At 28.4% G+C, this 13,373-nt stretch carries 9 protein-coding genes; 2 read left to right on the top strand and 7 right to left on the bottom strand.

From position 1 onward, the window contains the following. The first annotated feature begins 118 nt into the window (after positions 1–118). On the top strand, positions 119–1,465 hold the full coding sequence (locus SSYRP_RS04480) for a M17 family metallopeptidase (RefSeq protein ID WP_016341110.1): 1,347 nt from the start codon (positions 119–121) through the stop codon (positions 1,463–1,465). 15 nt (positions 1,466–1,480) lie between these two features. Here the strand turns inward: SSYRP_RS04480 and SSYRP_RS04485 are convergent, their stop codons facing one another. Next, a complete protein-coding gene (locus SSYRP_RS04485) occupies positions 1,481–3,817 on the bottom strand; it encodes a hypothetical protein (RefSeq protein ID WP_016341111.1) in 2,337 nt (778 codons plus the stop codon). A gap of 235 nt (positions 3,818–4,052) precedes the next feature. Here SSYRP_RS04485 and SSYRP_RS04490 point away from each other — a divergent pair, with 235 nt between their 5' ends. Beyond that, entirely contained in the window at positions 4,053–4,589 is a 537-nt protein-coding gene (locus SSYRP_RS04490; protein ID WP_016341112.1) for a hypothetical protein, read from the top strand. A 36-nt stretch (positions 4,590–4,625) separates the two neighbouring features. Here the strand turns inward: SSYRP_RS04490 and SSYRP_RS04495 are convergent, their stop codons facing one another. The 6 genes from SSYRP_RS04495 to SSYRP_RS04520 all read right to left on the bottom strand — a co-directional run bounded on the left by SSYRP_RS04495 (position 4,626) and on the right by SSYRP_RS04520 (position 13,330). Further along, complete coding sequence (locus SSYRP_RS04495; RefSeq protein WP_016341113.1) at positions 4,626–6,029, bottom strand: hypothetical protein; 1,404 nt, start codon at positions 6,027–6,029, stop codon at positions 4,626–4,628. Positions 6,030–6,244: 215 nt separating this feature from the next. After that, positions 6,245–6,640, bottom strand: a complete 396-nt coding sequence (gene dhaM / locus SSYRP_RS04500) for a dihydroxyacetone kinase phosphoryl donor subunit DhaM (RefSeq protein WP_016341114.1) — start codon at positions 6,638–6,640, stop codon at positions 6,245–6,247. After that, positions 6,641–7,240, bottom strand: coding sequence for a dihydroxyacetone kinase subunit DhaL (gene dhaL / locus SSYRP_RS04505; protein ID WP_016341115.1), 600 nt, complete (start codon positions 7,238–7,240; stop codon positions 6,641–6,643). It abuts the gene before it with no gap. Further along, complete coding sequence (gene dhaK, locus SSYRP_RS04510; RefSeq protein ID WP_041614503.1) at positions 7,240–8,235, bottom strand: dihydroxyacetone kinase subunit DhaK; 996 nt, start codon at positions 8,233–8,235, stop codon at positions 7,240–7,242. Before dhaK ends, dhaL begins: the two co-directional genes overlap by 1 nt. A gap of 136 nt (positions 8,236–8,371) precedes the next feature. Beyond that, positions 8,372–10,531 carry a hypothetical protein gene (locus tag SSYRP_RS04515; RefSeq protein WP_016341117.1) on the bottom strand — a complete coding sequence of 720 codons (2,160 nt, stop codon included), beginning with the start codon at positions 10,529–10,531 and terminating at the stop codon, positions 8,372–8,374. Further along, positions 10,532–13,330, bottom strand: coding sequence for a hypothetical protein (locus SSYRP_RS04520; protein WP_016341118.1), 2,799 nt, complete (start codon positions 13,328–13,330; stop codon positions 10,532–10,534). Between the last annotated feature and the right edge of the window lie 43 nt (positions 13,331–13,373).

A 13,373-nucleotide genomic window follows, 5' to 3' on the forward strand; every position in this document is an offset into this window, starting at 1 on the left:
AAAGGGAAAATTAATATTTGATAAATTTTTAATTTTATGAGATTTTAAAACCAGCAAGTGTTATAATTCTTACTATAAATTATATTAGATAATTAATTAGAAAGAAGGAATTAATCCAATGATTTTACTAAATGATAAAAATCAAGAACTGACATTAAAAGCAGTCTTTAAAGAAGATGAACTTAACCCCTTAATTATAAAAGAAAGCAATCGCACAACTTTAATTAGTGAAGATAAAACAATTTATGCTTACTTTGATAAAGCATTAGACTTTAAAACAGTGACAAAATTTATTTGCAATTTTATTAAAACTAACAAATATAACGTAAATATTGATATTGATAGTTTTAAAAAAGGCGCACAAGAAAATAGTTGTGTGGGTCGTGCAATCATGGAAAGTGTTTTTTATGCCGATTATGAAGAATTCTCATTAAAAACAACTAAAAAAAATAATGTTAAACCAACAATTAACTTGCTTCACAATTGTAGCCGTGCCCAAGAAAAATTTGAAGAAGTTAAAATTAAAATGGAATTAGTTAATTTTGCCCGTACATTACAAGATACTCCACCAAACTTAATGTATCCAGAAATGTTTGCTAATAAAATAAAAGAAATGGCAGCCGGAATTCCAAACTTAACTGTTAAAATTTTAGATAAAAAAGAAATTGAACAAGAAAAAATGGGATTATTATTAGCCGTTAATGCTGGAAGTAATTTAGAACCACGTGTAGTAGTTTTAGAATATAAAGGTAATCCTTCAAATACTGAAAAAGTTGGTTTAATTGGAAAAGGAATTACTTTTGATAGTGGAGGATATAACTTAAAACCTTCAAACGCAATGGTTGGGATGAAATTTGATATGTCAGGAGCAGCAATTGTTTGTTCAACAATAATTGCTTTAGCAAAACAAAAAGCCAATGTTAATATTTCTGCTGTTGCTTGTTTAACTGAAAACCGCATTGGGGGTAAAGCAACATTAACAGAATCAATTATTACTTCAATGAACGGTAAAACTGTTCAAATTGATAATACTGATGCTGAAGGAAGATTAGTCTTAGCCGACGGGATTACATATGCGATCCGTAAATTAAATGTTACAAAATTAATTGAGGCCTCAACATTAACAGGAGCAATCTTAGTAGCTTTAGGAAAAACAATGACAGGAGTATTTGCTAATAATGATGAATGATATCAAGAATTTGCAAATGCAACTGAACATTCACATGAAGAAATTTGAAGAATGCCAATTAAAGCAGAGCATTTTGAAGCAATGCGCAAAACACCAATTGCTGATTTAACAAATGCCGAACCTTCACGTTTTGCCGGTAGTTCAACAGCCGCAGCATTCTTATGTGAATTTGTCGAAGATAAACCATATATTCACTTAGATATTGCTGGAACAGCTGATGATAATAACCGTGGAACAGGGGTTATGCTTAAAACATTATTTGAAATGTTTAAATAAAAAGAGCATGAGAATTTAACTCATACTCTTTTTATTTTTTAAAATTTTTTTAATTGGGCGAAAGAGCAGAACAAAAAAAAGTAAATATATAATAATAAAAACAATTGTTACAATAATTGCAATATTTTTAGGTATTACAGTATTAAAAAAATGCCCCACTCTTTTTGCCAGCGGAAAATAGATTACTTGTTCATTAGTTAATTTTTTGGAACCATTAATCGCTTTAATTAATATTTTATTATCATCAAAAAATATTCTATAATCAATATCTTTAGTGGCTAAAACTCCATTGCGTATTAAAGTATCATTAATTATTTTAATATATTCTCTTTTTAAGTGAGTTGATGTTGTTAAAATTGAAAAATCAATTTGGGATAAATCAAAAATATTATCCGAAAAATTAATGAGATATTCGCCAGTAACTTTTGATGAATATGGGTTCGCTATTATTTTTATTTTTTTAACCCCATTTGATAAATCATTTTTAATATTATTAAAATCAGATAATTCTATTTTATTAATATAAATAAAATAATCTCTCTTATAAATTAAATCATAGTTATTTAAAACATCGATTATTAATAATTTAATACTATTTATTGAGTCGTTATTATTAATGGCATTTGGTAGTTGTAATATTTTCTCTAAATTGAGTTTTTTTAAATTCACTAGCGGTTTAGCATTGTTATTTCAAAAATAATAATTATCAATTTCAGATAATAATTGTTCATAAGAGATTGTTTCTGAATCTAAAATAATTGGATTTCTAATTGTTGTTAAAAATTTATTTAATATCTTAAAATGATCGGAAATAAAATAGTTTTGATAATAAATATTTTTAGTTCCAATAAAAAAATAATAGTTTAGGATTCGTCCCGAAGATTCATAAACCCTATAATTATAAATGCCATCCTTTTGAATAGTAAACTTTTTATCATTAACTTTATAATTTTTAATCGGATTTAAATTATCGTCAAGCTTATATAAATAAAGAAAATTAATTTTTGATCAATTTATTTCTAAAGTTAAATTACTTTTAGTTTCTATTATTGACGATACCACCGGGTAATCAATATTACCAAAAGTAATTTCTTCTTTTGCCATTCTTCCATCTGTGGAATAAAAATTTGTTGATTTTGAATAGCCTGAGATTACTATTTTTTTATTATAAATAATATTTTGCTTATTATTTTGTTCACCGATAATTTTAATTTCATATTGGGTATCATTTAATTTTGGTCATAAATATAAATCAATCCTATCTTCGCCAACAATTTCTTTATTATCTAAATAAAATTTTTCATTTTTAAATTTTGATAATAATTTAACATTAACCCCCTGATTATAAAAAATGTTTTTGTCATAATCCTGATTTTTATTGTCATTATTAAAATCTTGCTTAAAGTTTCTTCCAGCCATAATTATTAATCGCTTATTAATATTTTCGGTCCCTGTTAGCTGATATTTAATTTTGAAAACAAAATCATAATTTAAAATAATATTAGAAAAAGGTATTTTTAAGTAAAAAGAGCTTGAAATTAAATTACCCTGCAGATCTATATTTGGAATAGTAAAAAAATTAATTAGATATTTATTCTGTCTAAATATTTTTAATAAATACTGATCCCAATTAGATAATATATTTTTTTCTCGCTCTTTCATATCATTGTTATAACTATCAAAAACTATTTCTTTTGTTTTTACCAATTCGCTAAGTTTTAATTTAGTTTCTTCATAATTTAATTTTTTCTTATAAAAAATTCCATTAAGTTTTAAACTAATTTTTATACTTACATTCAAATATTTTAAACTTTCATTTTCTAAAATTATACCCATCTTTAAGACCAGTTTTTTATTATCACACTTAATATATAAGGAGGTCAAAGTTTGCAATGTCCCAACACTGTTATCTTTTTTTAAAGATTGAACTTGCATGCGAATTATTTTTTCATTAATTCTTTCTGTCTTAAGAATTACATTTTTCGATAAAACAGATTCCTCTTCTCCGGTTGAAAAATTAATATTACTATTTACACTAAAAGATAAATTTTCAACCAAATTCTTTCATAGATTTAAAGATATTTTTTCTGTTTCAAAATCATACAATAAAATTTCCGGGCCATAAATTGTCACATTAGTATTATTTTCTTTTCTCAATTGTTTTAAAGTACCTGATATATCGAAAGAACATAAATTGGGATTTAATTTAACTTTATCAACTGGCTCAACATTTTCTATTGTACTAGGTGATACTAACTTAAAAAAATTATCTTGGATGAAATTAAACGGATAATACACTAAATAAGTAAAAGTAAAACAGACAAATAAAAATAATGTAAATAATTTTCGCAATATTTTTCCTCCCTTAAAATCGATACTACATAAACTATTTACTTTATAGGATATAATTTTCCTTTTTACAATTAGTGTAATAATATCTCATCTTGCAAATCTTGTTTTCAAATTAAATTAAGACTAAAATAGAACCATAACAAATAAATTAATTAAATCATTAAAATAATATTAACTATCATTATTTATTAAAATGGTAGGGTCTGGGTGGGTTAGAAGGAAAGGACTTGTTAGAATGAAAAATTTATTATCCCTAATCGGGGCAACAGGATTAGGGTTTGCAGCTACAGCACCAATTATCATAAATAATAATATTAGCTTTAATAGTAAAAAACAGGAAGAAGAATTAAAATCGGTAACAATGCTTCACAAAAAAGCTCCCGAAAAAACATTAGTTGGGGAATATAAAACAATTGATTTTTTATCTAGTTTAATTTTTGCAACAAAGAATTCTCTTCCTCTTGAACAAGAAGGCAAAGAAATCTATTTTGTTGATACTAAACTATTTTCTTTTTCGCAAACAACATTATATGCAGTTTGACCAGCTTTTGATATCGTATTTACTAATTTAATAAAAGAACAACGTGACTTTACGATAGAAGAATTTTATACAACAAAAGAAATAACAACTCATACATCTCAAATTATTTTTAAACTTGCTTATACGATAGATAAAATTATTTATACCAATTATTTTGACTCATTACCAATTGATAATAATATTTTGTTTAGTGAAGGACTAAGAATTAATTCATATTTTGATTATCAATAAAAATAGTTTGAAAATTTGTTCAAAAAAGCTAATGATTTAATCATTAGCTTTTTTATTTTTTTTATTATTAGTTTTTTGTTGTTTTTTTGGTGTTTGACTAACACCATGTAATTTTAAATATTTATTATTATTAACAACAGCTGACATCATACTACTAAAGATTCAGTTAACAACTCAATAAATAAATAAGGCAGCGGTTAAAAAGGTTTGAATCATATTTACAAACGGATTTAACCCTTGTGGGTCATCATAATAAATAATCAAAGTAGTGCGGGTAATTGTAAATGCCAAAAACATCACTAGCGGTAAAATAATTCCTTCAATCAAATATTCTTTTACTAATCCTGGTCCTTTTAAATAATCCATTAATGTTGCTAAAATATAAATTAATAAAGCCGTTGTTAAAACTAAATTTGCTAAGGCAAACAGAAATGGTAATGCTCCTGATTCAAAAATATTTGTACTTTCCGGAGGAATAGCTGTGATACTTGGTAAGAGCATGATTGATCCTGCAATATTTAAAAATATTAGTAAAATTAAGAAATAATAAGTAACAGCGGGTAAAATTAAATACTTACGTACTTCCTTTTTTTTGCTTAATGTTAGTGACTTTACACCATGACTAATGATGGCACCAACTCCAGACACCATCACTAAAAGTGATACTCCTCATGTTGTCAAATTAAAATGACTATATTGCCCGATTAGTGGAAAGAAAATAACTCCAACTAGGGCTGCTAAACCAAGACCATAGAATAAAAAATAATAATTAAATTTAATCATATATAATGAATAAATTTTTCATCCTAATTGTTGTTTATTAGTTGTTTTACTATATAGTGTTTCAAAATAATGAATATTATAATTTGATCCTTGGGATGTTAGTTGATAACCCTGACTAATATCGAAAAACAAGCGGCGTTTAACACTCCCAGTTGAAACAGCTCGTTCCTTCTGATAAAAGTCTTCACAACATTTAATTACTTCTTTAACAACTTTACCATATTTTGGTAAGGCATAATCGCGCACAACAGCTGTCTTTAAATCCGCAACTAACGATTCCACAAATTGAGGACGAATAAGATCATTATTGTCGTAACTTCAAAAATTACGTTTTAACCCATCAACATTATTGGCATTAACATTACGTTCCATCATTCGTAAAATTAGCATTAATTTATCATACTTATATAATAAAAATTGATTTTTATTTTTTTGGTATTTACGCATCAAACTATATGATGCCAAAAAAATTGATTTAAAAGTCGGAATAATCATTGCAAAAATTAATCCTAAAATTACCACTTGAAATGGTGTCATAATTTGAACAATAACAGTATTTCCTTGTTGGCGCGTCATTCAATTAATTCAAGTTGAAAAAGCAAAATAACTAATTATGATAAATACTAATGTTACAATATTTCGCACAATATTGCGCATTCCATCACCTTATTCTATTTTTCTATACATATATTATAACGAAAAAATCTTTTTCAAGAAATAATTTCACAAAAAAAGTAACCACAGTTACTTTTTCCAAGTTACTTTTTAAAAATTTGATTATACTAAACCTTTTTGAATTGATTAGCCTAGTATCATTTCCTTAGTTATAATAACTTGGGATTCCTAGATTTTGAAGCATTGCTACTTGCTCCCTATATTTTTGCGATTCGACTCATATTTTCTACTTCTTGCTTTAAGGTTGCTAAGTCAATCGTAAGATGATTGCTAGTAACAGCCACAAGCGTCCCTTCAAAAAAAGGACTATCAGCAATAGCAACCCGCTCTTGTAAAGCTGGTGGTAAAAAATTAATGGCTACTTGTGTATTCATAATTGAACTTCCCAAATCGCATAACACTAAAACATCATTATCAACCAATAATTCTGTTAATTTGTTTTGAATTAGCATCGGGTCAGTGCCATATCGTTGGCCATCTTCAATACCGCCAATAAACTGAAACGGAAAATTATTGATTTTCATTTCACTGACAAAGTCAACTACTGCTTTAGCCAGAGGATACGAATGACTAACAACTAAAACAGCAACCATTTATTGTAAAGCCTCACTAACCGCTTCAAAAATTAGACTAACTGATTTAGCCCCAGGGTCCATATGATTAACAGAACGTTCTTTTAAATAAGACGCTCGCCCTTTTGTCTTTAGCATCGTAATTGTTGCTTCCGCGCCCTCTTGTGCGGCTAAAGCCATTTGTTTATAAAGATCTTTATTATTTAAATTTAAGTTACTTTCCAAGATTTTAACTGCTGGGATTAACGCATCTAGCATTGTCCCTTCCCCAACATCACTTTTGCCAAGCGTTTTAACCGCCTTAATGCCAGCTAAATAAGCATCTAACCATTCTTGTTGTGTACTCGCAGTTTTAATTGCTTTACTCATATTTAAAAAGAAGATCCCAAATAATGGCCCGGAACTACCTCCAACTTTTGACATTAAGGTCATTGCAACAAAGTTAAATGATGCCTGCCAAGTACCATTTAGTTTTACTGGGTCTTTAATAACTTCATTAAACCCACGAATTAAATTTGTCCCATGATCACCATCACCAATTGCTTGATCTAAATCATTTAGTAATTCTTTGTTAGCAATTAATTTTTCCGTAATGGCTTGTCAAATTTTTGCTTGTTCCATTAAACAACTACCATTCCTGGGGTTACTGCTTTTGCTTTTAACAATTCTGTTAACTCTTGGTCTAATTTTAAAATTGAAATTGAAAAACCAGGCATTTCAAGGGCCGTCATATAGTTTCCAACAAAAGTTTTTTCACAAGTAACTTGATCAGCTGCTAGTAATTTTAAGGTTTTACGAGCAACAATTGATAATTCCATCAAGGGAGTCCCCCCCAAACCATTAATCATTACCCCAACATGATCATTTGCTGTTAATTTCAAGTGGTCTTTAATTTTTTGGTAAAGGTCTGTCACAAATTCATCAACTGGTTTAATGGTTGTTTTAGCCACTCCTGGTTCCCCATGAATTCCTAACCCAATTTCAACTTCATTATCAGCTAAAATAAAACTTTTTTTCCCATTGGCAGGAACTGTACAGGCATCAGCACTAATGCCGTAACTTCCTAAATTGGCAATAACTTTTTCAGCTACACGCTTCACTTCTGCTAACGAAGCCCCTGTTTCGGCTTTGGCACCGGCAATTTTATGGACAAAAATAGTTCCGGCAATTCCTCGTTTTCCTGTTGTGAAAGTACTATTTTCAAGGGCAAGATCATCATTAACAATAACATAATCACAAGTATAACCTTCTGATTGGGCCATTTCCATTGCCATTTCAAAGTTCATTACATCCCCGGTATAGTTTTTAATGATTAGTAATGTTCCTTGTTTTGTTCCCACGGCATGAATTGCGGAAATAACTTGGTCAGGGGTTGGGGATGTAAAAATTTCCCCACAAACAGCAGCATCAAGCATCCCTTCCCCCACATAACCAGCATGGGCAGGCTCATGACCAGAACCTCCGCCACTAATCAGGGCAACTTTATTATTTTTTTTATTCTTGCGAATAATAATATTAAAGCCATCAATTCGTTCTAGGGTTGCTGGGTTAGCTAACGTAATCCCTTCTAGCATTTCTGGAACAATATCGTTGATATTATTAATAAACTTTTTCAATATTATCATCCTTCCTAGACATAGGCTGTATGTCACCATTATTTTAACTCTAAACATGCTGTTTTGAAAGAAAAAAAGTTTTATTATTTGGATAATAAAACTTTTTTGAAAAATATTTTCCAGAAATTATCAGTAACTAATTGACTGTCCACTCTTCATATTGATAGATTTTTTTAATAACACTATTAACATCGTTATCATAGAAAACGAAAGGAATAACTTGTCCATTTGTGGCACTATAATTATATAAATAGATTGCTTTTTCTAACGTATTAACACTAGAACTTAATTTCGCATTGGCTTTTACAGCAGCTAAAGCTAAGTCTTGGGATGGATAGTAAATAAATTTACCCCCTTGATTTGGATCTTCAATTCGATAGACATTATAGCGACCATCAGAAATTGTTAAATCTCATGATCTTTTCACATTTGGATCTCATGAACTAATTTCTTTTTTATGAATAAATTTTGAAGTTAATTGAATTTTATTAGTTAACTGACGAATGGCGTCTTCTGCACTAGCACTGGCAACTTCTTCATTACCAAAAGCATCATAGGCAATAAATTGTTTACGAAGAGTTTTATTATCGTTAATAATCTGTTTTTCTTTCGCTTCTTCTAATGTTGGAGCTAACATTTTCCCCTGGCGATCAGAAATATCAGGGTCTGGTGAATATGAGTACATTAGTTTACTTTGAAAGTTACCTTCTAAATATAAAAATTTATCTAACTGTTCTTTTGTTGCTAAAAAGTCATTACGTAATTGATAAACAGTTTTCCCTTCAACTGTTACAGGATTTTCTAATAATTTAGCTTTAATTTCAACTCAGTGTAAATAACTTTCAATTAAAGATTGACTATAACCCTTACTATAATTAATATCATAAGCTTTATCTTTATAAATAAACCCTTTTGATCCTTCCCCATCAAAGACAACATTTTTAATATAATTACCGTTTTTAATGTCATCGTATGTTACTTGGCGATTGTCATTAACCCCAAAATTTGTAATTACACTATTGAAATATTTATCATATCATTCATTATAAAATTTATTTTTTTCTTCAGTTGTAATATTATCTGGTGAATAAACCCCTTGTTTTTCTGGGGTTACATCTAAGAATTGATCATCATGCTTATCTGGATTTGAGTATAATTTAATTTTTCCCGTTGATTGATCAGCATAACTATAATCATTTAAATTTGGAGCTGGAGTTTTGCCTCCACCTTTGCTTCATTTTGTTGGGACAAGATTTATTTTTACTTTTACTTGTTGACCATTTTTATAACCTTCTAAAGTTGTTGTTTTATATCTTCAACCAAATCCAGGAGTTCCTTCAGTTCCTTCACCTCATTTGGCATTTTTAAACCCATTGATTACTTCTTGTCCACTATTATACTTAACATTAAGTGGTTCAAAAGTAAAAGCACTTCCAGCCCAATAATCAGTTGCACCTCCTATTGCCTTACCATTTTTATCAAAATATTGAACTGTAATTCGGTTACTTGCTGAGGGTGCAATAGACAATTTATACTGCGTTTCAGACTCAGTGATTTGATTATAATAATCCCCATTTCAATCTTTTTGGAAATCTTTTTTTAATAAATCATAAATTAATTTGCTATCCCCTTTTTCAATAATGGGGTTTTGTAAGGGGCTCTGAGTTAATGATTCATTAATATTTGCATAATACCCTTCATCCATTAAAGATAATAAAGCATTGATATCTTTATCATTAAAGACATTATAATATTGATTTTGATAAATATAATATAACGATTTATTAATTTTCATATTATACTTTTCATTAATTTTGGCTTCTTCTGGGGTATCAAATCAGTAAAACCCATCATAACTATATTGAGCTTTAACATGACCTTTATTAACATAAGTATCAAGAGCTGCTTGGCGACTATATGCCACATTCCCAAAGGCATCACGATATAGTTGTTTAAAATTATTTAAGTCAGCATCATAGATTTTTGTTTCATCTAATGTCATATGTTCATAATTTTTAATAATTTTATTGGGATTAGAAGAAGTTAAGATAGAAGTTACTTTATTGTTTTGTAAGAGGTATTCATTTAATGCTTCATCTGAATAAAAAGTTTGTCCATCAAATTCACTGTACTTAACTTGCCCCCCATAAATACTATTTTTGAAAATATCTTCACGTAAAATTTCTGGATCAATGATTCGTTGATTACTATTATCGTTTAGCGCATAATAAGTCATTGTTGTCATTGATGGGGTTACTGTTATTAAAGAAGATGCTAAAGCTATTAATCGTAACATTTAATTCACAACCTTTCCATTTGCTTCTTTTGCACTTACTTGGACTGTATTTAATTCAACTCAGCGCATAAAATCATTTTCTGAGAAGAATTCATGTTTACCAAAAGCAAAGGTTTTGGCATTGGCATCAAAGTTTAACGTTTGATAGTTAACGTGATTTAGAACGTAATTCCATGCTTGCATTGCGGACATAAAATATTTTTTATCACCAAAATAACTCAGTTCATAAACATCAAAGTTTAACCCAACATATTCTGATAAACTATCATAGTTTGATGTCGTAATTAAATCCGAATTAATAACAGCTTTACTATCAATAATTTCGTTATTTTTTACAAAATCTTGAATTTCAGTTAGGGAATCAGCCAAAATATTTTTCCCAGTTTTTGTTGTATACTGATATGAAACATTAAAATTAGATTGCGCAACATTTTCTTTTAAACTGGCTAACGCTTCTTGTTGAGTTTCAAAATAATGACCAAAACCATCTAAGTAAAATTCTTTCTTATTTGGAACAAAATATTTATCAAACATTTCCTTCACAAATTTATTTTTTTCTTCACTTAATTTCGTATCATAATCCGCTTGGGTAATACAATCATCATCATTTGAAGTAGTTCCACAAATATTGGCATCACTAATTTGTGATGGTAAAATATAGGGAATATCTTGGGCCATAATACTCATCATTAATTTTTTATTAGGAACATAACGTTCAGGGTGTAAATAAATTGCTTCAATTAAATCATTTTTGGCATTTTCTTTTGATAAATAATAATGATCATTAAATTCATATAGTTTTTGATCTTTTGTTTCTAAATCACTTGGTAACATGTATTTTAAAGCTGATGCTGATAATTCCGTAATTTTAGTTTGCGGTTGTGGTGTTTTTAAATCAATTCCTAAAACGGGAATTCGGAAAGTTGGTACCATGTAATATAGGGAATGTTCATTGTCAATTTTAAATTCTAATGTCTTTAATGAAATAAGACTAAGAGCTTTTGAAATTTCTCATACCGCAGCAAAACCTTTAAAAAAAGCGCCAATTGCCCGTGGTTGAATTTTTTGGCTATTTTTATTATTAATATGCATTTTATCACTGATTTCAGAGGCTTTATCATTTAGCCCGCCATTAATTTTATCTTTAATTTCACCACGATTTTCTTGTACTTTTGCATCAGTAGTATTTTTCTTTTTATAATTCTCTTTAATTTGATCAGCTAACCCACTAACACCATTAATCATTCCAACAACATTATCAATTGCATTCTCAATTTTTTGTAAAGCATTAACTACTGCTTGCTTATCGCTGTTGCTTTCAAAAAAGGCTGTTTCGTTTAAGAATAGATTATATATATCTTCAAATCCAATTGTTGAATTCAATAAAAAATCTGCTCCTAAGTTATTTTCTAAATCATCATTTTCAAATAAAAATGTCATAGTTTCTCGATTATTATTTAAAATCTCAACAATAATTTCTTTAAATAACTGTTCTAATTGTTTAACATCACTTTCAACTGATGAAGCATAAACTTTTTGATAAGTTAACATTCGTTTCATTGCTACTAATAATTTATGAAAATCAGTAAAAGTTGGGTCAGTAATATCTCCTAAACCTATGGTTGAATCTGATAAAAGTTGATTAGAAATATTTAAGGTATAAAATAACTCTTTTATTTTATTAATATTCTTTAAACTTAAGATTTTATTCTTATTTAATCATTCTAGAAAATGGAGCAAATTATTCGTATTCCAATCAGTATATTTTTCTACTTTTTCTTCATAAAGATAAGTAGTAATATCATTTACTACCCCAGATAATCCAGCAAATAACAAAAGGGATGGGGTATAAGAACTAACCTCTTCAAACTTAGCACCTGTTAATTTTTGACTAGTTTCTACATACTTAGGTCCAACAAAAAAACCTTGACCTGTTGAGGCACGATCATGAGAAATTCAGTATGAATTTTTATCAGGATTAACTACTTCTTTAACATATTTATTAACGGTATATTCATCAATATTCGCTATTACTGTCTTATATTCGGAGTAATTATAATCCGAAAAATACTGTCCTTGATATTCAAAACCATTTTTTATCCCATTACGTAATCAAGATTTTATTTCTTTCTCAGTTTGACAAATTGTTCCTTGAATATAACAAGCTGTTTTACTATTATCACTATTTTCTAATTTTTTCTTAATTGAATTTTCATATAACTCTCTTGCTTCATATTCATTGTAACGAAGTTCTCCTTCAATGTTATAAACTTTTTGATAATTTTGGAAAGTACTTAAAGCATCATTTTTATTTAAATAGGCACTCCCATCATTACCACGATATACTGTTACAGGTTGTTCATATGAGGCAGAAATTACATCTCGTGATAATTCACCACTACTATTAATAGTATAATTACCTGGGTTTCTAATTGTTTTAACTTTATTAATTGGAAATTTTTGATTTAAATATTTGTTTAAGGCTTCTTTTGTTCCAAAAGTTTGACCATCAAACAAATAATTATTTGTATTATAACCAAGAGAACGAGTATTAGCCCCACTACGAGCATAATTAGCAACACTTTCTTGCGAACTAAAATATTTATCATCAAATTTATAATAAATTTCTTGACCATGATTTCTAGTTGCCAAAATAGTTCCTGTTGTAATCCCTGTTCCCCCAATTAAAATTATTGTTGATACAAAACTAATAAATCGCTTTGATTTTCAAAGTGGCTTTTGACCAGACTTAAAAATGCGCTCAATAATCTCTCGAGCATTTAAATTCTTACTCTTCATTTTTTAAACCTCTGTTCTTCTAGTTTTGTAAGATTATTATAAA

Origin of the sequence: Spiroplasma syrphidicola EA-1, from assembly GCF_000400955.1 — a bacterium.
GTDB classification, from domain to species: domain Bacteria; phylum Bacillota_I; class Bacilli_A; order Mycoplasmatales; family Mycoplasmataceae; genus Spiroplasma; species Spiroplasma syrphidicola.